Here is a 19,236-nt window from a genome sequence, read left to right as displayed (position 1 = left end):
GCACTGCACTCTGGGCATACGGCCATCCCCCGCTCGGCAACGGAGGCAGCCCGCGGCAGCGAATTTCCGCGTCGTGACGATTGCCTCAGCTCACCGCAGCCGCGGCGATCCCCGGACGACGCCGGCCGAGCAGGACCAGGATCAGCACCGTCGCGCAGGAGCACACCAGGGTAAGGCCTAGCGCACCACGGCTGCCGTACTGCGTGAGCAGGCCGGCAAGGAGCGGCGGCGAGATGGCGGAGGCGAGATTGAGCGGCAGCGCGATCATCGACATCGCCTTGGCAAACTCGGCCTGGTCGTAGAACACCAGCGGGATTGTGGCCCGCGCCACCGCCATCGCGCCGCTGCCGGCGCCATAGAGCAGGATGAAGACCGCGACCGCCCAGGTCGACCCCTCGCTCATCATCAGCAGCAGCATGGCGACGGGAAGCGCCGTGCCTGCGACAAGACCGGTCGTGATCCCGTCCCACCGCGCGCCACCGAGGAAGTCGAGCCCGCGGGCGCTGACCTGGATCACGCCCAGCATGGAACCGAAGGCAAGTGCCTGCGCCGGCGCCAGGCCCTCGGCCCGCAGCAGCTCGATCAGGATGGCGCTCAGGCCGAAATTGACGAAGGCATTGAGGGTGATCGCGCAGACGACGAGATTGAACGTGCTCCTCGCAATCGCAGGCGCTTTGGAAGCCTTTGCTGCCACCCCGCCGCGCTCCTTCGGCACGTTCTGGCGCGGCGCGCCGAAGGCATAGAGCGGCAGCGAGACTAGAATCAGCATGGCGGCATAGACCAGGCAGGTAACGCGCCAGCCGAAATGGCCGCTCAGGAACGAGGTGGTCGGCCAGAAGATGCTGCTGGAGAGGCCCGTCACCAGCATGAGTGCGCCGATGGCGTTCTTGGCCTGCCGCCCTGCGACCTCGTTGAGCATGATATAAGCGCCGGTCGACAGCGTGGCGCTGCCGCCCATGCCAAGAATGACCCAGGCGGCGAAATAGAGCATCGGCTCGCGGGCGAAATACAGAACGATGTAGCCCGGCACGGCAACGACCGTACCCACCATCATCACCTTGCGTGCCCCGTACCGCGTAAAGGCCTTGGCGAGCCAGGGCGCGCACAATCCCATGGTGACATAAAGCACCGAACTGCCCGCGAACACCGCCGGCAGGCTCAGGCCGAGATCGGCAGCAAGGTCGCGGCCGACCACGGCTGGAAGACCGATCGTACCCCATCCAATGAGTTGAGTGATTGCAAGCACCAGCAGGACCCCGATGAGCCTGCTGTCAGATTTCAAGAACCGCATTCCACCCGTCGCCTGCCCGGCAGGCGCCGATCACGCCTGTGACACCTCTCTTACCCGGAGACTCAGCGCACGGGAACGCCGGCCGCCGAATGGCAGAAGGCGGCCGGGAGCATGTCAGTCGGAGGACGGTTGTCCCTACCGCGCGATCCCGAGCAGGGATCGCGCCTCGGCCGCAGTGGCGACGCGCCGGCCGTGACGCGCGACAGCTTCGCAGGCCGCGGTCACGAGCTCGGCGTTGCTGGCGGCGAGGCGCGTCTTGTCGATCCTGATATTGTCCTCGAGCCCGGTGCGAACCGCGTCGGCGCCGCGCGCAAGCGCCCAGCCCATGACCTCGGCTTGATGGCGACCGATCCCGGCCGCGGTCCACGTCGCCTTCGGAATCAGTCGCTTGAGCTCGCCTAAGAGGATATCGAGGACGTGTTCGTCCGCGGGCATCGCGTTCTTGACGCCCATGACGAACTGCACATGCGGTCGCGCGTCGATCAGCCCCGCCTCGATCAGGCGGCGAGCGCCATGCAGATGCGACAGATCGAAGATCTCGATTTCCGGCCGGATACCGCCCGCCTTCATGCCGGTGGCGAGAGTCTCGACCAGGGCGGCACTGTTCTCATAAACAATCGTCGGAAAGTTCACTGATCCCGTCGACAGCGAGGCCATGTCGGGCTTCAGGTAAAGAGATGATCCACGCGCCGAGGGATCGCGGCCGCGTCCGCCGGTCGAGAACTGCACGATCATCCCCGGACAATGCGTCCTGATCCCCTCCTGCACCAAGGCAAAGCGCTCCGGGTCGGAGGACGGCGTCTCGTCATCGTTGCGAACATGGATATGGGCAAGCGTGGCGCCGGCCTCGAAGGCCTCCTGCGTCGACTCGATCTGTTCGGACGGCAGAATCGGGACCGCCGGATTGTCCTTCTTGCGCGGAACGGAGCCAGTGATTGCGACAGCAACGACAGCGGGGTTCATCCTGTAACCTCATGATTATCGCGCTCACGCGCGCAGAGTTCGAGTAGGCCGTCACGTAACGCGTCGAGCCCTGCCGCTGCAAACATGATCGATCGCAGCGGCATAGCATTCTTCCGTCCCGTCAGGTCGGAATTGCGGCCGCACCGCTCGCCGCTTCCGCACGCCGCCGCTCATAGTCAGCCCGCGCCATCGGAACGGCCTTGGGATTGCCGAGATCGTCGATGCGGATCCGATAGGTTTCCCGGGCCGTGGCAGCCGCCAGCGCTGCGATGACCGTGATGCCGAAGGCGATCGCCCCCACCGTCAAGGGAATGTTGGCGGAGCCCGGAGGCGCAACGGTCGCAAACAGGGCCGGAAGCAACGCGGTGATGGTCGTTCCGATGTTCTGCGAGATCGCCATCGCCGACACACGGGTGCGCGTCGGAAACAGCTCCGGGTAGAAGCTCGGGAAGATCGCGTTGTAGCCCTGATAGACGACGCCCCACATCAACAGCGACATCAGGATCGCAAGCGGCACGTTCTTGATGCTGATCGCATAGAGGTAGCCGAAAGCGAGCAAGCCGGAGCAAAGCGCGCCAACGATGATCGGAGGCTTGCGGCCAACCTTGTCGGAGAGATTACCGACGAAGGGAATGACGAACACGGCCAGCATGTTTCCGAGCACCGGGATCCACAGATAGACGTCCTTGGCAAAACCGATGCCATAGGCCGGCTGGACCGCGTAGGCCGCACCGAAGATAGTCGCGACAACCGGAATGACGTTCATCAGAGCCATGCAGATGACCCTGAGCATATCGCGCCAGTTCAGCTTGATGGCCTGAACGATCGGCGCCCGCGACGTTTCTCCGCGCTCGCCCTCGCGGGCAAAGGCAGGGGTCTCGTCGACTTCGCGGCGAATGATGTAGCCTGCGACGATGACGAAGAAGCTGAGCAGGAAGGGAATCCGCCACCCCCAGCTGTTGAATGCCTCGTTCGGCATATAGGCCGCCAGCGGCAGGAAGACCGCTGCAGCGAGAATCTGTCCGGCCTGCACGCCCTGAAGCGCAAAGCTTGCATAGAAGCCGCGCCGACCGAACGGCGCGTGCTCCAGAATCATCGAGCTCGCGCCGGAGATTTCACCGGCAACGGCAAACCCCTGCACGAGGCGCAGGATGACGAGCAGGATCGGCGCCAAAATGCCGACCTGCTGATAGGTCGGCAGGATACCCACCGCCATCGTCGAGATACCCATCAGGAACATGCAGACGATGAGAACGGTCTTGCGGCCATGGGTGTCCCCCCAATGTCCGAGGACGAAGGCGCCGATCGGCCGGGCCACATATCCAACGCCATAGGTCGCCAGCGACGCGACGATGGCGACAGTGGGATTCTCCGACGGGAAGAAGATTTGGGGAAAGATCAGCGACGCGGCTGTCGCGTAGATGAAGAAGTCATAATATTCGAGAGCCGACCCGATCCAGCCGCTTGCAGCAGCCTTCCTGGACTGACTCATGTCGTGGATCGCGGTCATTTCAAAATTCCTCCACTTGGTTTCCTGACGTCCCGTTGGCGGGCTTCGTGGAGAAATTGGGCAGCACTCTCCGCGCGCTGTGCGGGTTTCCGCAAGCGCTTGTCACTGCCGATCAGTGTCTGATTGGGCGCGACAATAGGCTTTCGCTGGGCTAACACAATTACCCAGTTATGCGATAAACCTAACATGATGTTATTTGCGGCGGCGGCGGCCACCGCGGATTCGAACGCCGATTCCCTTGTCGTGCTGGGGGCGGTGGTTCCTACTATTTTGCCGGAACCACCAGGCCGGCTTGATACGCCGCATATGCGCGGCTCAAGCCGTCGTGAAGCGGCGTCGTCGCGCGCCAGCCGAGCTTGGCGAGACGGCTGACGTCGAGCAGCTTGCGCGGCGTGCCGTCGGGGCGAGCCGTATCGAAGGAGATCTCGCCGCTGTAACCGACGACCTCAGCGACGACACGGGCGAACTCGGCGATGGTGATGTCCTCGCCGGTGCCGATGTTGATCAACTCTGCGCTCGAATAGGTCTTCATCAGGTGCACGCAGGCATCCGCCATGTCGTCGACATAGAGGAACTCGCGCCGCGGCGTGCCGGTGCCCCACACGACGACGCGCGTGGCGCCTGAGAGCTTCGCCTCGTGAAAGCGGCGGATCAGGGCCGCAACGACGTGGCTCAGTTCGGGATGATAATTGTCGCCGGGGCCGTAGAGATTGGTCGGCATCACGCTGATGAAGTCGCGGCCATACTGGCTGCGATAGGCCTCCGCCATCTTGATGCCGGCGATTTTCGCAATCGCATAGGGCTCGTTGGTCGGCTCCAGCGGGCCGGTCAGCACCGAGTCCTCGCGCAGCGGCTGCGCGGCAAGCTTCGGATAGATGCAGGACGATCCGAGGAACAACAGCTTCTCGGCACCGTTTTGATGCGCGGCCTGGATTACGTTGGCCGCGATCGCGATGTTCTCGTAGATGAACTCGGCCCGCAGCGTGTCGTTGGCGACGATGCCGCCGACTTTTGCCGCGGCGAGGAAGATCACCTGCGGCCGTGTCTTCGCGAACCAGTCGAACACGGCGGCCTGATTGCAGAGATCGACCTCGCGGCGGTCCACGGTGACGAGCCTGACGTCCTCCTGCGCGAGCCGGCGCACGAGTGCGCTGCCGACCATGCCGCGATGGCCGGCGACGTAGACGCTTTTGCCCTTCAGCTCAAACGGTGCGCTTGCCATTTGCGACATCCCGTTTGGCCTCTGTCAGATCGCTCGCCATCATCTCCGCAACAAGCTCTGCGAACGTCCGCTTCGGCTTCCAGCCGAGCACCTCGCGCGCCTTGCTGGCGTCACCGACCAGGAGATCGACCTCGGTGGGGCGGAAATAGGAGGGATCGATCTTCACCACGGTCTTGCCGCTCTTCGCATCGATGCCGGTCTCGTCAACGCCCTCACCGCGCCAGTCGATGCGGCGACCGACTTGCGCGAACGACAATTCGACCATCTCGCGCACCGAACGCGTCTCGCCGGTGGCGAGCACGAAATCGTCGGGCTTGTCGGCCTGCAGGATCATGTGCATGCCCTCGACATAATCCCGGGCATGGCCCCAGTCGCGCTTGGCCGAAAGGTTGCCGAGATAGAGCGTCTGCTCGAGCCCAACCTCGATGCGCGCGACGCCGCGGGTGATCTTGCGGGTGACGAAGGTCTCGCCGCGGATCGGGCTTTCGTGATTGAACAGGATGCCGTTCGACGCGAACATGCCGTAGGCTTCGCGGTAGTTCACCGTGATCCAGTAGCCGTAGAGTTTTGCGACGCCATAGGGCGAGCGCGGATAGAACGGCGTGGTCTCTTTCTGCGGAACCTCCTGCACCAGGCCATAGAGCTCGGAGGTCGAGGCCTGGTAGAACCGCGTCTCCTTCTCCATGCCAAGGATGCGGATCGCTTCCAGCAGCCGCAGCACGCCGATGCCGTCGGCATTGGCGGTATACTCGGGACTCTCGAAGCTGACCGCGACGTGGCTTTGCGCGGCGAGATTGTAGATCTCGGTCGGCCGGATCTGCTGCATCAGGCGGATCAGATTGGTCGAGTCCGTCATGTCGCCGTAATGCATCAGGAACGGCACGTTGCCGACATGCGGGTCCTGGTAGAGATGGTCGACGCGCGCGGTGTTGAACGAGGACGAACGCCGCTTGATGCCGTGCACGACATAGCCGAGCGACAGCAGATATTCGGCGAGATAGGCGCCGTCCTGCCCGGTCACGCCGGTAATGAGAGCGATCCGCTCACGCATATATGCCCTTGCTCCCGCGACAGCCCCCGGCCGGCGGCGGCCATTCGGCTGACGCCACCGTCGAAACTCCCCCTTCTTGGACATATCGGTCGCTTGGGTCAACGTCCCGGGCGGGTTTCCCGGGACGCCACGCTTGAATTGGGCCGCAGCCTGCGAAAAATATAGGGTGTTAGTGCGAACGGTCCGACGTCCACCCCTTGTACTCGGCGATATTGTCCCGGGTTACGAGCTTCGAGGGCAGGAGCTCGACGGTCGAGGCCGGCTTCTGGCCATTGAGAATGCCGACGCCGACCTGCACGGCGCGCCGCGCCATGAAGAACGGGTCTTGCGAGGCCGAAGCCTGGATCTGCGGCGCCGCCGGATCTTTTAGCGCAGCCTCAATGTCCGGAGCACCGTCGACCGCGGTGATGATGATGCCGCTGCGGTTCTGCTGACGCGCCGCAAGATCAGTGCCGATCGCCTGCGGATCATTGATGGCGAAGATGGCGTCGATCTTGGAGAAGCGCGTCAGATAGCCCTGCGCGACGGTGAGGCCGCCTTCCCGCGAGCCCTTCGCATCCTGGTCGCTGGACAGCACCTTGATCCCCGGATTCTTCGAGAGGACGTTCTTGCAGCCGACGACGCGGTCGATCACGGCGGAGACCTGCGGTCCGTTCTCGATGATGACATCACCCTTGCCCCCGAGTTTGTCGACGATGTACTGGCACGAGATCTCACCGGCCTGCACGTTGTTCGTGGTCACGGTGGCATCGGCGCCTTCGGCCGCGGTATCGACCGCGACGACGACGATGCCTGCCGCCTGCGCTTTCTTGATCGCCGGCCCGATCGCCTTGGGATCGCCGGGGTTCAACAGGATCAGGTCGACGCCAGCGGCGATGAAATTGTCGATCTGGGTCACCTGCTTGCCGAGGTCGTATTCGAAGCCGACGGCGGTGATCTTGGCGTTGGGATTGATCTTCTTGGCCTCGAACTCGGCGCCCTTCGACAGCGCGACGAAGAACGGGTTGCCCATTGATCCCAGCGAGACGCCGATCGACTTGAGCTCCTTGGCAAAGGACGGCGCGGTGCTCAGGGCAAGCGCCATCGCGGCGCCGGCGAGCGTGGTCATCTTCAACATTGGCTTCCTCCCTGGTCTGTCTTTAACCCGGCACGGCAGACCAGTTGCCGTAACGGAATCTCGCATCACACAACGAGCACCCAGGTGCGCGCCGAGCCTTTTAGGTTCTGGCGGAGCCTTGCAGCCGATAGCGATCCAGCGCCACGGCGCCGATGATCACCAGACCCTTGATTACATATTGCCAGATGTCGGAGACGCCGGTGAGGATCAGGCCGTTCGAGAGAACGGCGATGATCAGCGCGCCGACCAGCGTCCCCCAGATCGAGCCGATGCCGCCGACGAAAGAGGTGCCGCCGAGGATCACTGCGGTGATCGCGTCGAGCTCGTAGCTTTGCCCGAGTTGCAAGCCGTTGGCTGCATAGAGCCGCGCGGCCTGCATGCCGCCGCCTAACCCCGCCAGCAGTCCCGACACGCCATAGACAAAAATCAGCACAGCCCAGACCTTGATGCCGGCAAGCCGCGCCGCGCTCTCGTTGCCGCCCACCGCATAGATGTGCACGCCGAGCACAGTCCGGCGCAGCACCAGCCATGAGACGAGGATGACAAGCAGAGCGATCACCGACAGCCACGGGATCGACGCGACGCCGGGAATGAGCGTCAGCGAACCGTTGCCGATGAAGGCGTAGGGAATGGACGGATTGAACACCGTGGTGTCGGCGCCGAGCAGCCGCGCCAGACCACGCACGGCCGTGAGCGAGCCCAGCGTGACGATGAAAGGCGGCAGCCGCAACAGCGCGATCAGTGCGCCATTGACGACGCCGAAGCCGAGACCGGTGAGAACGGCGGCAGGCAGCCACAGCGCCCCGAGCTCGGGCAGTTTCGACATCGTCAGGCCCGCCATCGCGGACGCCGCCAGGATCGAGCCGACCGAAAGATCGATACCGCCGGTGAGGATGACGAAGGTCATGCCCGCGGCGAGCACGGTGTTGACGGCGGCCTGCTGCAAGACGATGCCGAGATTCTGCCCGGTGAAGAAACGGCCGTCCGACAGGTAATGAAAGCCGGCGCAGAGCAGCAGCAGCACCGGCAGCATGCCGGCCGCGCGGATCAGCAGCCTGATGCGCTGACGCCTGGTCGCCTGGGCGGCGGCAAGGCCGTTGGCCGTGGCAGCCTTCGCCTGGGTCGATCCGTTATCAGGCATCGAGATGCTCCATCCCCGTGGCAAGGGCCATGATATCCTCCTGATTGAGCGGCGCCGTCTCGCTTCGCCTGACCTCACCCGCGACAAGTCCCGATCGCATCACGATAACGCGGTCGCAGATGCCGATGATCTCTGGCAGGTCGGACGAGATCACGAGGATCGCGGTGCCGGCCTTGGCGAGATTGTCGATGATCGAATAAATCTCCGACTTGGCACCGACGTCGACGCCGCGCGTCGGCTCGTCGAGGATCAATACCTTTGGCGCAATGGCGAGAAGCCGCGACAGCAGCACCTTCTGCTGGTTGCCGCCGGACAGTCCACCTGCGGGGACGCCGGCATTGGCGGCGCGGATGCTGAGGCCCGCAAAGGCCCGGTCGGCGCGCTCGCGCGCCTTGTCACGGTCCAGGAACCAGCCAAGCTTGGCATCGCGCCCGAGCACCGCGAGATTGATGTTGTCCAGACAGGACATGTCGAGAAACAGGCCGAGCGCCTTCCTGTCCTCGGTGAGATAGGCGATGCCGGCCTCGAGTGCGTCGCCGGGGGTGCGGATCTCGATCGGCCGTCCCTCCAGTTCGAGACGGCCCGACGTTTTCGGCGCCGCGCCGATGATGAGGTGTGCAAGCTCGGTGCGGCCGGCACCGATCAGGCCGGCAAGCCCCACCACCTCGCCCGCATGGACGGTGAGCGAGCAGCCCCTGACGCGCTGCCCGTCGGCCATATCGAGCGCGGTGAGCACGGGGTGGCCCTTTCCGGCCTCGGGATCATGATCTTTCTTGTAGAAGGAGGAGACATCGCGCCCGACCATCAGGCGGACGATGGTGTCGGCGCGGATATCCTGCTTGTCGAGCGAGCCGACCAGGCGGCCGTCGCGCAGCACGGTGACGCGGTCACCGAGCGCATAGACCTCGTCCATGCGGTGCGAGATGTAGATGATGGCAAGCCCCTCGGCCCGGAGCTGACGGATCAGCGCGAACAGCCGCTCGCTCTCGCCAGCCGACAGCGCGGTGGTCGGCTCGTCCATGATCAGGATTTTCGAACGTGCGTGCAGCGCGCGCGCGATCTCGACCAGCTGGCGCTGGCCCATGGAGAGATGCGCCACCAATGTCGACGGCAGGAAGTCCGCGCCAAGCCGCTCCAGGATCGGGCCAACGCCGACCCGCATGGCGCCGCGCGCCAGAAATCCTAAATGGGAGACTTCGCGGCCGAGATAAATATTCTCCGCGACGCTCAGATTGGGGGCCAAAGACAGTTCCTGATAGATGATCGAGATGCCGGCGGCACGGCCGCCGAGCGGGCCTTCGATCCGCACCGGCTTGCCTTCGATGCGGATCTCGCCGCCGGAATCGGGCCGGTAGGCCCCCGACAGGATTTTCATCAGCGTCGATTTGCCGGCGCCGTTCTCACCCATCAAGGCGTGGATCTCACCGGCATGGACGGTGAGGTCAACCGCGCGCAGCGCTTTGATGCTGAAGAAGGATTTTGAAACTCCCCGCATCTCGAGGATCGGATCGTTCATCGTGCCTCCCGGCGCACAATGCGTTTCCTGTCCGCGTCTGGTTTTTTTAAGCGCGGTTCACGCATTAAACAAAAGGCCGCAGCACAGGGCAACAGCGAACAATCAGAAATGTGCAACCGAAGCGATATTAGTGGCGCGGCCGATACAATTCGCGCCAGGCGGGAAGCCGCGCGGCATAAGCATCGGCCAGGACGCGTTCAGGTTCGAACGTCTCGATGCGCTGCGGCCGCGTGCAGACGGCGTCGATTGCCTCGCCCGTGACAGCAAGCCGCCCCAATCTCGCCGCACCAAACGCCGCGCCGGTTTCACCATCGGCGAAGCGATGGATCGGAACATTCAGAACATTGGCGAGCACCGACAGCCAGAACCGTGACCGTGACCCGCCACCGATGACATCGGCTTCCGCAACCGCAATGCCGGCATCAGCGAGCGCGTCCCGGCAATCCGCGAGCGCGAAGGCGACGCCCTCGAGCACGGCCTGCACGATCTCCGCGCGGTCGGTGCCGTGGCTCAAACCATCGAGCATGCCGCGCGCGGACGGGTCGTCATGCGGCGTCCGCTCGCCCGCAAGATAAGGCAGGAAGCTCACAGCAGACGGCGCCTGCGGGCGCAACCCTAGCGGCGCCAGCAATTCCGCCTCGGCAACGCCGAACAGTCGCGCAACCCAGGCAAGACAAGAGGCCGCGGAGAGGATCGCGCCAGCCTGAATCCACATACCGGGGATTGCATGGCAGAACGTGTGGACTACGCGATCCGGGTTGGCGGCAATATGGCTTGTCGGCGCCAGCAAGGCGCCTGAGGTTCCCAGCGAGATGAACTCGGTTCCAGGCCTGATCGCGCCGATGCCGATCGCGCCCGCCGGATTGTCACCGGCGCCGCCCGCGACCATCGGGCACCTCGCCATGCCCCAGCGCTGCGCGAGTTCGCTGCGCAGCGTTGCTGCGGGCGCGCACCCCTCGACCAAACGTGGCATGTGCGCGCGCGACAGGCCGGTGGCGGCAAGGCCCGCATCCGACCAGTCCCGTCGCGCTGCGTCGAACCACAGCGATCCCGATGCGTCCGAGACGTCCTCGATCGCTTCGCCGGTCAGGACCAGGCGCAGATAAGCCTTCGGAAGCAAGACGCGTTTCGTGGCCGCAAAAATCCCAGGCTCGTGCGTCGCGATCCAGAGCAGTTTTGGCGCCGTGAATCCGGGCATCGCCTTGTTGCCCGTCGTCGCACGCAAGGCGGGCCAGCGTTGTTCCAGGATGCGGCACTCCGCGGCGGACCGTCCGTCGTTCCAGAGGATGCAAGGTCGCAACGGCGTGTCGCGCGCATCGAGCAGCGTGGCGCCATGCATCTGGCCGGAAAGTCCGATGCCTTCGACCGCCGCCAGCTCTTTTCCATGCGACACTTTCAAGGCATCCAGCGTAGCAAACGTCGCGTCGATCCACTGCGCGGGATCTTGCTCGAAATAGCCGGATAGCGGCGAGGCGATCGTCAACGCCCGGCTCTCGCTTGCAACCACGCGCTGGGTACCGTCGACGAGAACGGTCTTGACCGCCGAGGTGCCGAGATCGATGCCGAGATACATGACGGATGTGGCTCCCTAGAACTTTGCCTCTACAGCCTGGCAAGTCGCAGTGCGCGCGGATGTTACATCAATGCAGCAGTTGACGGTTGCTAGTCGTAGTTGATTGGACCACAGTCTTTGAAAGCGGACGCCGTCTGTGGCGCTTGCGCGGGACAAGCCCGGTTCCATTTCCCCACCATGCAGCGGTCCAGGGCATTCTTTGCGCTCGATTGGTTCGCGAATACGTCGATCCAACGTCACGCTTTCGTGACGCAAGCGCCCCAGCCTACAACCTACCTAGGTACAATGCGACGACGACCCGTACGCCAGGAAGGCACGGCCTCGTATTCGTCGAGGTTGTAAGTTCGTTTGTCTTGCGCGGCGTTCGAGCTAACTGAAAAACCATGGGAATGAACACATGCCGGTACAGACCATTACCTTGTTCAAGGGGCGTTCCAAAGACCAACTGAAGATCATCGCGGACTGCGTGCAAGACGCGCTTGTCTATGCGGGATATCCGAGCAGCGACCGCTTCCAAAGGATCATAGAGCTAGAACAGTCAAATCTCATCGTAGACCCGACGTACCCGGTCTTTGAGGAAACACCGCGAACGAACGATTATTTACTTATCGAAATAGTCGTGGGCACCCAACGACCGGACCAAATGAAGCATAAAATCATAGAGCGGGCGACCGCGAATCTATACGAACGCCTCAAGATTCAAGAGTCTGATGTGATGATGTATTTTTATGAAGTGAATCCGCAGACCTCTTCACTTCACCTCAAGGCCGAAAGCCTTCGTGCGCAGAGCAAAGGGGGCGTCTCTTGAGTGGCGCCGGGTTCATCGGATTGAACCAAATGGGAATGTCGATGGAGGGGGCGATTGTCGCAAGCTGTAACGTCGTTCACTCGATCCCATTTCTAACGTCAGACGTCTGATTGGGTAGGAAATGACGGTAAAGCGAGGCGCAAATGCAAATTGAAGAAAGGTTGGCCCAGTTGGGTCTTTCCATTCCGCAGCCAAAATCCCATACCAGCGCCTATCGGCGATGGTACCAGGCCGGTTCATTGTTGTTCTTGGCAGGCGCGCCTCCTGTTTCGGAGGACGGCTCGTTCGCATTCGTCGGTAAGGTCGGGCGCGAGTTGTCTAAAGAGGAAGGCAAAGCGTCCGCACGTCTTAGTTTCTTGAATGCGCTCTTTTACTTGAAAGACGCTATAAGTGGGGACTGGGGACGCGTGCTCGGTTGTGCGAAAATGGTCGTCTATGTGCATTGTGATCCCTCGTTTTCGGAGGTGCACGAGATCGCTGATGCAGCCTCACTTCTCGCGCTGGAGCTTTTTGGCGATTCGGGACCCGTGCGCACGTCACTCGGGTGCGCTACTTTGCCAGCCAATATCGCGACAGAAATCGAACTGGTCTTCCACGTAACATAAACTCGATAATTGTCTCCCTGAAGCCGAGGTGAGGATCACTGGCGTGGGGACTCAGAAGTCGCGTTCGCGGATTACGCGATTGGAGGCAGGACTACCTCTCTTGGGGAACGATAGTTACAATATCTACTGCATAATGGACTGATCCAAAAGGAGACTTGAATGGCCCCTCTCTACGTCACGGCAAATGTCGCGATCGCCAAGTTCGGGCACTTGGTCAGCATGAACGAGAAGGTCTAGCAATGCCGGCCGAATCGATCCCCGTTGATCAAGTCAGGGCGCTGATCGGTCGCCCCGGTTCGCGTTATCAATTGCCTACACCGGCGCTTATCGTCGACGTCGAAGCGTTCGAGCGCAACGTCAAGCATATGGCCCGGCGCGCCAAGGCAGCGGGTCTTGTGCTTAGGCCTCATTCGAAAACTCACAAATCGGCGACCATCGCTCGTCGGCAGATCGCTGCCGGCGCCGTCGGCGTTTGCTGCACCAAGCTCGGCGAAGCCGAGGCATTGGTGAAGGCTGGACTGCGGAAGTTGCTCGTTACATCACCGATCGTCGGCGACGACACAACCGGGCGCGCAGTCGCTCTCGCGCGCATCGACCCCGAAGTGATGTTCGTCGTCGACCACGAGCAGCAGGTCGACGCCCTCGCATCGGCAGCAAGCAGCGCCGAGCTGACCCTGTCCGTGTTGGTCGATGTCGATGTCGGCATGGCTCGCACGGGCGTCGCAAACCCGCCGGCGGCCGTAAGCCTTGCCGGCAAGATTGCCGACCGCTCCTCGCTTCGGCTTGTCGGTGTGCAGGGATACGGGGGAACATGGCAGCACATCGTCGGCGAGAGCGAGCGACGAAAGGCGGTGGCGGCCGGTATGACGAGGCTCAGCGCGACTGTTCAGGAATTGCGGGAATCCGGACATTTGGTGCCACTCGTCACCGGTGGTGGTACCGGAACGTTTGCGGCTGACGCAGCGCTTAAGGTGCTGAACGAGGTTCAGCCGGGATCGTACATTTTCATGGACAATCAGTATCGCGACGCGCTCGGGGAAGATGAGGATGGCGGCTTCCAGCAGAGCCTTTTCGTCCAGGCGCGCGTGGTCGGCATCAACGCGGAGAAATGGGTCACCGTCGACGCAGGCCTGAAAGCGTTTGCGACAGACGGCCCCGTTCCTCGTATCACCGATCCGCGTTTCGCCAGCGACGGATATTTTTATTTCGGCGACGAGCACGGTGGGGTGACGCGTCCTGCCGGCGGAAACGGGATTGCGCTCGGAGAACGGGTTGAACTCACCCCGCCCCATTGCGATCCGACCGTCGACCGCTACTCCGTGTATCACTTCGTCCGAGGCGACACGCTTGTCGATGTCGTCGAAATCGAGGCGGCCCGCCAATCGCAGTAGTTGACGAGAGTTTTGGCTGTGAACGACTGCGGTCCCGTCGTTGGATGGGGCCCGCTGGTATTTCGACGAACCCGATTGGTATTTGCTGGGTTCCCAACGTTTCGGTTAGATCGTTAAAAAGCTTTCCCAAGTTGATGAATGTTTTCGTCGGGCCCCTTCGCTGAGGCTGCCAAGGTCATAATATACGATCCGCCCCCCCGTGGTGGCATCGTATTTGGCGACACCGGCCAGCTTGCCTTCGGTGGCCGTGCTGGTGCGATCGCCTGCGCCGGGATCGGAATTCGCGACCCAAAGCGCATTGCGTTTATCATCGACGAGAAGGCCGACCGTGGAGATCAGCTTTTCGTCCGTAATGAACGTCGTGTAATTGCCCTTCGGGCTAACGATCCCAATAGTGCCGTGACGCACCGAGCTGACCAGAAACGCATCACGCTTCGCAGACCAGGTGACGTTCTCGGGATATGCAATTTCGGTCTTGAACGAGATCTGTGCTTTGCCATCCGCCGCGAAAGAAACGGCGGAGGCGAGGACGGCAATTGCGGCGACGCCGGCGAATATTGAATGACGAGAGATCATTGTTGAGCTCCTTTCGATCTGTCGGTTTGGTTGACGCAGCGACGCCAAGGGAGCTTGAGAAATAGACAGCCGCGATCAGACCGATCGATAAGGCACATACCTCCCGGTTCTGCCTTCGCGTGCTAACGAACAAAGAAGCCGCCCGTTGAGCGGCGGCCTTTGACCCGATCAGGCTCGAGATCCCTCCGGGATGTCGTCTTCGCGGAGGAAATCGGTGCTGGGGCGGGCGCCCGCACAGCTTGGTTGCGGGGAATAGGACGACGTATCAAAAGACACGCGAAACAGTCCATCTGATCGGAAAGCGAGCATCAGAACGGGTAAAGCAGCCCATTTGTCAGAATGAAATCTGACCCTCTCGCTAAGTCGATGGAAAGGCTGGAGCGGGTGAAGAGCTTAAGTGGCGCGCCCGAAGAGCCTCGCTGCAAAAATTACCACAACACCTTTAAAATTCTTCAGCGCGTTCAAATGATTATCGCAAACGCACCTTCACGTGAAAGTTTTGAAAGAAAAAAATGTTGGACGGGGTGTTGGACGTTTTGTTGGGAGTTACAATAGCACCCTACTTCCCCAAGCATGATTTTTTCCGCGATTTAAGAAGCAAAATAATCAAGGAAACGTCGATATGCGCAGTCGCTTTGAACTTTGGCAGGAAAACCGCCAGCGTGGTTCTTTACCATTCTCATTGAATCTAACGGGCCAAGCCTTTCGTTGGCACCGAAAGGATCGCTCGCATCGTGGTGAGGATTTCTGGAAGAACTTTCAAGAGGGCGATTGGAAATGGGACGGTCAGCAACGGTTCGCCGGCGCGGGCGGGAACATCGCGCATTATCTTTCATTTTATTATCTGACGGCAAAAAAGGAGCTAGCGCACTACGTGGGGCCGGCCCAATACAACGAATATTGGCTTTTGCACATCTTATCCCATGTCGACAATGTACTGAACTTAACCGACGTCCATGCGTTTTCCGATTTGGCGGCTCATTTCAATCGAACCGGGCTTAAACGAGAATTAGAACCCAGTGATCTGCTAAGCTTATCGCTTGAAATGTCGGAGGGCGGAGGAACCATATCGAATTGGATCGGCATGCATGCTGAACATGCTGGGTACAACGGAGTTCTTTATCTGAGTATTCGCGCTCTCCCTGAGAGCGATCGAAAGTACATTACCGGCGAGATGAACAAAAACCTGTTCGTCATGTCGACAGAACACATCTTTGCAGATCCCTTCAATTTCAATGTTGCTTTCTTTTCAGGCGCAAAACTGATCACCTCAATCCAGAAGTACCATTTTTCGGAGTTCTACCAGCCGCGACGGCAATTGTGGAGCGACAACCCGGATTTTAGGAAAGACCCCAAGAGCCTCTCCGGCTTTGATGAACTTTCCCGAGAGGAGCGCGTCGCGAGGACCCGATTTATGGTTACAAAAGAATAGCGCATTTCACGGACATCGAGCGGCGATCCGGAATTTCTTCCTGCTCCTGGCTGCCCAGTTTCAAAACCGCTTTCTTCAAAAGCGGGTTTGCGCAGCAAACCCGATGGCAGTCCTCTTGGCGGGGGGGTCCGTCAAGGCCGGAGGGCGAATGCCCTCCGCTCGTCTTGAGCCTTGACGGTTGGGGGGCCGCAGGCCCCCTGCCCCAAGCTTAAATCGGCCGGAAGCAAGGAAGCTGCGCGAGAGATCGTTATCCTAAGCGCCGAGACCCATTGCGAACCGGGGCGCAAAGCGCCTAGAGCCCGGTCCGAAGGGCGCGCCCTCAAAGGGGTGCGGGAGATGAGGGACGCCTGCGAGGGCGATTAGTGGTCTTTGCCGCGGGCGGCGTGTTTGTAGGCCATCCCAACTCGCCGCGTACGGTGATGGCAAGAACGTCAGGGGCCGCCGCTAGAAGCAGCTTGCTCTGGCGTTCTCCATCCAGGTCCCGCCAAACGAGGCGGCTCTGGTAAGGCTTCCTCGGCTCAAAGCCGGCGCTCGGCGTGAAGGCCTCGACGCTGAAGTGGACTTCAGGATTGGTTGCAATCTCATCTTCGCTCAGCGTGCGGAAACCGTGCCGCTCCGCAAACTCGGAAAGCTCCTTCTTCCATCAAGACGCTGTCCCGGTCGACAAGCACGATACGCGTCTTGAAAACGCGATCGGTCTGGATGTTGGAAGCGGCCTCCGGATCAAATGGCTCTATCAAGGCAATCTGTTCAAGCGGTATCAGTTTTTTCCGATGGTGATGGTCGTAGTCATGGGCACTCCTTTGTTGATCTGCCCATGAGCTAGCCGCAAATCCGACAAGCCCTCAATCGATCTGCTTTGTCGACATTCTTCACGGCGCAGAAGCTATCGCTTTGTTTCTGTACGGAAGCGATAGGGCCCGCAGAAAGATTTACAACCTTATCGCCACACGCAGGCTTCCGCACTTTCGCTTGGGGAGCATTATCTGCGCGCGAAAATCCGTGCTGCTCGCCTAGATCAAGGATCAGGAAGAAAAACTTAGCCAACCTCTGTCCATGGCCGGCACGACATGCTGCTGAACATCTCGGTCGGGAACGCGGTTCGGAGTGCCCGCTGCATGGTGCCCACCTCCGAAACCCCCAACCTCAGTGGCATTCAGCCAGTGCGCTTAACCGCCTTGTCGAGATCGTCACCGCCTTCGATGATGTTTCGCTCTTTCGGGCGATACTCCGTTAGAAGATTTTCGCGCGTATCACCAAGAAACTTTTCCAGGCTCTTTAAGGCAGCGATCATTTGCGTCATGACCTTTTCGTATTTCGGCGCAAACTCCTCCTCCGGCCTACCCAAAAAATGAACAAACATCTTAAGCTGGTCAAAAAATATCAGAAACTCCCTGTCGTTTTTATACTTGCTGCAGAACTGACCAAAGCCGATAGGGCTTGCAAGGTCTCCCTCGGTCACAATCATCCATTCGCCAATTGAGTCGATGTAATTGTACCATAGCGGCGTCGCGTTACTTGCAGCCACTTTGTAATCATCGAAATTCTGGAACAAATAGGAAATGAATTTGTTCCCCTTTGCTACCAACAGCGCGCGCAAGACCGCTGTTTGATAAATTTTCATCCAGGCTGAGAAGGCGGCGATCTTGTAGGCGGTTATCATGCAGAAGTAGCCGGTCTTCACAAACCAGTCCGGGTTGTCTTCGACGTCGTAGCTGGGTATTTTGGTGAGCGACTTACGCATTTCAAATGCCGTATCGCCACCCCTTGCAAGGGTGGTCTTTATTGCCTCAAGATGGCTTCTGAGCTCGTAGCAAGAAAGCCAAAGGCCGGTCGCCATGACTCTACGGAGTCGTCTCCGCTGCAACCTTGGCTCTAAAAAATACCGAAGCCCACCGCCCGTCAAAAGGGCACCTAGCAGCAGCAGCAATTGACCAGTGACCGTGATGAACTGATCACCATTAGCCTTGCTACCCGTCTGCGCGAGGACCGGCCCGATTTCGGCCCAAAAAGCAACCATATAGAAGGCGACCAGCGTTGCAGTGTGCGTGAAGCTCAGCAGACGAGAGCAAGAAGCTTTTCGGTTAGATTGGCCTGATACGTTCTGCGATGTCTTCATTCGAAAACCTCACCTCTGACGTTGCGGCGTGATGCGCCTCTCGGAAATATCGACATTCAAGGCGCGCGTGCGCTTGTAGTTATCACTGTCCGACCGCGCGCCATCCTCTTCCAGGCTGAAAAATGTACGAACGTATGGAATTGCTGTGTCAAGATGGACGGTATGGGGCTGAAGATTGGCGGCCTCTGATAGGCGCAAGCCGGTTCTAGCGACGACATACAGGATCAGGCGTGCTTCCTCGTTCATTCCATCGAGCGCTCCTGTTGCAAGCAGTCTCTCTTGAATAAACTCAGCTTCGAACGGGCTGCGAGATTTTTCGACCTCGCCTTTGAGGCGCAAGCCCTTAAACACATCCGGCAAATTGAGCCGCCGCCGGATGTTCATCTCCTTCAGCATGCGGCTAAGCTGGCCGATGGCTTTGTTAGCGTTCTTTGCATTACCTTCGCCGGCAACCAACCGACCTCTCCACCATTCGCAGTAGTCGAGGCCGTCATCGAGAGTGAGGTCGGTGATCGCCTTATCGCCGATCAACTTGACCAATTCGGCCACGGCGCGGCTGCGCCCGTTGCGCCAGACCCGGACCTGGCTCGGAGAGAAATCCTTCGTCTCAACCTTGGTGGCTGCCTCGTACTCGACGAACAGCTTCGAGAGGAGGAAGGGAGGACGTCGTTCGGTCCCTAGTACCGCCATGCGTGCCCCAGCATCGCCAGTAACGCCCTTCGAAACGAGAGCTTCCAGTCGTTCAAGGCGCTTCTCGGCTGACAGCCCGACGAGCTGCTCATTTTCAATATAGTCGAAGCCGAGTGAACGGGCACGGCGCCTTGCTTGCTCGTAACCGCGGGGCGCAACACCCATCTGGCGGGCGAAAAGCTCCTGCCAGTGGTTTTCACCCGACTGCCAGATCTGCTTTGGGCTGGGCTG

Annotated in this window: 17 protein-coding genes; 5 read left to right on the top strand and 12 right to left on the bottom strand. The window is 60.7% G+C overall.

What is annotated here, in order from left to right:
* Window positions 1–85 precede the first annotated feature (85 nt).
* From ACPPVR_RS16955 to xylB, 9 genes are all read right to left on the bottom strand, one after another.
* Window positions 86–1,291: an MFS transporter gene (locus tag ACPPVR_RS16955; RefSeq protein ID WP_426615328.1), complete on the bottom strand. Its 1,206-nt coding sequence runs from the start codon at window positions 1,289–1,291 to the stop codon at window positions 86–88.
* Window positions 1,292–1,426: 135 nt separating this feature from the next.
* Entirely contained in the window at window positions 1,427–2,254 is an 828-nt protein-coding gene (locus ACPPVR_RS16950; RefSeq protein ID WP_426615327.1) for a 3-keto-5-aminohexanoate cleavage protein, read from the bottom strand.
* A 121-nt stretch (window positions 2,255–2,375) separates the two neighbouring features.
* Entirely contained in the window at window positions 2,376–3,764 is a 1,389-nt protein-coding gene (locus tag ACPPVR_RS16945) for an MFS transporter (RefSeq protein ID WP_426615326.1), read from the bottom strand.
* A gap of 265 nt (window positions 3,765–4,029) precedes the next feature.
* Window positions 4,030–4,986, bottom strand: a complete 957-nt coding sequence (gene fcl, locus ACPPVR_RS16940; protein WP_426615325.1) for a GDP-L-fucose synthase — start codon at window positions 4,984–4,986, stop codon at window positions 4,030–4,032.
* Entirely contained in the window at window positions 4,967–6,037 is a 1,071-nt protein-coding gene (gene gmd / locus ACPPVR_RS16935) for a GDP-mannose 4,6-dehydratase (protein WP_426615324.1), read from the bottom strand. Before gmd ends, fcl begins: the two co-directional genes overlap by 20 nt.
* 169 nt (window positions 6,038–6,206) lie before the next feature.
* On the bottom strand, window positions 6,207–7,154 hold the full coding sequence (locus tag ACPPVR_RS16930; RefSeq protein ID WP_426615323.1) for an ABC transporter substrate-binding protein: 948 nt from the start codon (window positions 7,152–7,154) through the stop codon (window positions 6,207–6,209).
* Window positions 7,155–7,254: 100 nt separating this feature from the next.
* Window positions 7,255–8,295, bottom strand: a complete 1,041-nt coding sequence (locus ACPPVR_RS16925) for an ABC transporter permease subunit (protein ID WP_426615322.1) — start codon at window positions 8,293–8,295, stop codon at window positions 7,255–7,257.
* Window positions 8,288–9,811 carry a sugar ABC transporter ATP-binding protein gene (locus ACPPVR_RS16920; RefSeq protein ID WP_426615321.1) on the bottom strand — a complete coding sequence of 508 codons (1,524 nt, stop codon included), beginning with the start codon at window positions 9,809–9,811 and terminating at the stop codon, window positions 8,288–8,290. Before ACPPVR_RS16920 ends, ACPPVR_RS16925 begins: the two co-directional genes overlap by 8 nt.
* A 127-nt stretch (window positions 9,812–9,938) precedes the next feature.
* Entirely contained in the window at window positions 9,939–11,384 is a 1,446-nt protein-coding gene (gene xylB, locus ACPPVR_RS16915; RefSeq protein WP_426615320.1) for a xylulokinase, read from the bottom strand.
* A gap of 397 nt (window positions 11,385–11,781) precedes the next feature.
* Here xylB and ACPPVR_RS16910 point away from each other — a divergent pair, with 397 nt between their 5' ends.
* The 3 genes from ACPPVR_RS16910 to ACPPVR_RS16900 all read left to right on the top strand — a co-directional run bounded on the left by ACPPVR_RS16910 (window position 11,782) and on the right by ACPPVR_RS16900 (window position 14,188).
* Entirely contained in the window at window positions 11,782–12,192 is a 411-nt protein-coding gene (locus ACPPVR_RS16910; protein WP_426615319.1) for a tautomerase family protein, read from the top strand.
* Between the two features lie 143 nt (window positions 12,193–12,335).
* Window positions 12,336–12,797: a RidA family protein gene (locus ACPPVR_RS16905; protein WP_426615318.1), complete on the top strand. Its 462-nt coding sequence runs from the start codon at window positions 12,336–12,338 to the stop codon at window positions 12,795–12,797.
* Window positions 12,798–13,036: 239 nt separating this feature from the next.
* Window positions 13,037–14,188: a DSD1 family PLP-dependent enzyme gene (locus ACPPVR_RS16900; protein WP_426615317.1), complete on the top strand. Its 1,152-nt coding sequence runs from the start codon at window positions 13,037–13,039 to the stop codon at window positions 14,186–14,188.
* Window positions 14,189–14,293: 105 nt separating this feature from the next.
* On the opposite strand, the gene ACPPVR_RS16895 is transcribed toward ACPPVR_RS16900, so the two are convergent.
* Window positions 14,294–14,764, bottom strand: a complete 471-nt coding sequence (locus ACPPVR_RS16895) for a hypothetical protein (protein WP_426615316.1) — start codon at window positions 14,762–14,764, stop codon at window positions 14,294–14,296.
* Window positions 14,765–15,386: 622 nt separating this feature from the next.
* On the opposite strand from ACPPVR_RS16895, the gene ACPPVR_RS16890 reads away from it, so the two are divergent.
* Both ACPPVR_RS16890 and ACPPVR_RS16885 read left to right on the top strand, forming a co-directional pair.
* Window positions 15,387–16,196 (top strand): hypothetical protein, encoded by an 810-nt coding sequence (locus tag ACPPVR_RS16890; RefSeq protein ID WP_426615315.1) that lies wholly within the window; start codon window positions 15,387–15,389, stop codon window positions 16,194–16,196.
* A gap of 536 nt (window positions 16,197–16,732) precedes the next feature.
* A complete protein-coding gene (locus ACPPVR_RS16885) occupies window positions 16,733–17,017 on the top strand; it encodes a hypothetical protein (RefSeq protein WP_426615314.1) in 285 nt (94 codons plus the stop codon).
* A 335-nt stretch (window positions 17,018–17,352) separates the two neighbouring features.
* Here the strand turns inward: ACPPVR_RS16885 and ACPPVR_RS16880 are convergent, their stop codons facing one another.
* Complete coding sequence (locus ACPPVR_RS16880) at window positions 17,353–18,315, bottom strand: hypothetical protein (protein WP_426615313.1); 963 nt, start codon at window positions 18,313–18,315, stop codon at window positions 17,353–17,355.
* Window positions 18,316–18,324: 9 nt separating this feature from the next.
* Window positions 18,325–19,170, bottom strand: a complete 846-nt coding sequence (locus ACPPVR_RS16875) for a hypothetical protein (protein WP_426615312.1) — start codon at window positions 19,168–19,170, stop codon at window positions 18,325–18,327.
* Window positions 19,171–19,236 lie beyond the last annotated feature (66 nt).

This window comes from Bradyrhizobium sp. McL0616 (genome assembly GCF_049993385.1).
Taxonomy (GTDB): domain Bacteria; phylum Pseudomonadota; class Alphaproteobacteria; order Rhizobiales; family Xanthobacteraceae; genus Bradyrhizobium.
This window is presented reverse-complemented; position numbering and strand designations above follow the sequence as displayed.

What these genes read in the sequence shown, in the direction of transcription:
- ACPPVR_RS16955 (WP_426615328.1), bottom strand. Translation starts at nt 1,291, where the DNA reads ATGCGGTTCTTGAAATCTGACAGCAGGCTCATCGGGGTCCTGCTGGTG.
- ACPPVR_RS16950 (WP_426615327.1), bottom strand. Translation starts at nt 2,254, where the DNA reads ATGAACCCCGCTGTCGTTGCTGTCGCAATCACTGGCTCCGTTCCGCGC.
- ACPPVR_RS16945 (WP_426615326.1), bottom strand. Translation starts at nt 3,764, where the DNA reads ATGACCGCGATCCACGACATGAGTCAGTCCAGGAAGGCTGCTGCAAGC.
- fcl (WP_426615325.1), bottom strand. Translation starts at nt 4,986, where the DNA reads ATGGCAAGCGCACCGTTTGAGCTGAAGGGCAAAAGCGTCTACGTCGCC.
- gmd (WP_426615324.1), bottom strand. Translation starts at nt 6,037, where the DNA reads ATGCGTGAGCGGATCGCTCTCATTACCGGCGTGACCGGGCAGGACGGC.
- ACPPVR_RS16930 (WP_426615323.1), bottom strand. Translation starts at nt 7,154, where the DNA reads ATGTTGAAGATGACCACGCTCGCCGGCGCCGCGATGGCGCTTGCCCTG.
- ACPPVR_RS16925 (WP_426615322.1), bottom strand. Translation starts at nt 8,295, where the DNA reads ATGCCTGATAACGGATCGACCCAGGCGAAGGCTGCCACGGCCAACGGC.
- ACPPVR_RS16920 (WP_426615321.1), bottom strand. Translation starts at nt 9,811, where the DNA reads ATGAACGATCCGATCCTCGAGATGCGGGGAGTTTCAAAATCCTTCTTC.
- xylB (WP_426615320.1), bottom strand. Translation starts at nt 11,384, where the DNA reads ATGTATCTCGGCATCGATCTCGGCACCTCGGCGGTCAAGACCGTTCTC.
- ACPPVR_RS16910 (WP_426615319.1), top strand. Translation starts at nt 11,782, where the DNA reads ATGCCGGTACAGACCATTACCTTGTTCAAGGGGCGTTCCAAAGACCAA.
- ACPPVR_RS16905 (WP_426615318.1), top strand. Translation starts at nt 12,336, where the DNA reads ATGCAAATTGAAGAAAGGTTGGCCCAGTTGGGTCTTTCCATTCCGCAG.
- ACPPVR_RS16900 (WP_426615317.1), top strand. Translation starts at nt 13,037, where the DNA reads ATGCCGGCCGAATCGATCCCCGTTGATCAAGTCAGGGCGCTGATCGGT.
- ACPPVR_RS16895 (WP_426615316.1), bottom strand. Translation starts at nt 14,764, where the DNA reads ATGATCTCTCGTCATTCAATATTCGCCGGCGTCGCCGCAATTGCCGTC.
- ACPPVR_RS16890 (WP_426615315.1), top strand. Translation starts at nt 15,387, where the DNA reads ATGCGCAGTCGCTTTGAACTTTGGCAGGAAAACCGCCAGCGTGGTTCT.
- ACPPVR_RS16880 (WP_426615313.1), bottom strand. Translation starts at nt 18,315, where the DNA reads ATGAAGACATCGCAGAACGTATCAGGCCAATCTAACCGAAAAGCTTCT.
- ACPPVR_RS16875 (WP_426615312.1), bottom strand. Translation starts at nt 19,170, where the DNA reads ATGGGTGTTGCGCCCCGCGGTTACGAGCAAGCAAGGCGCCGTGCCCGT.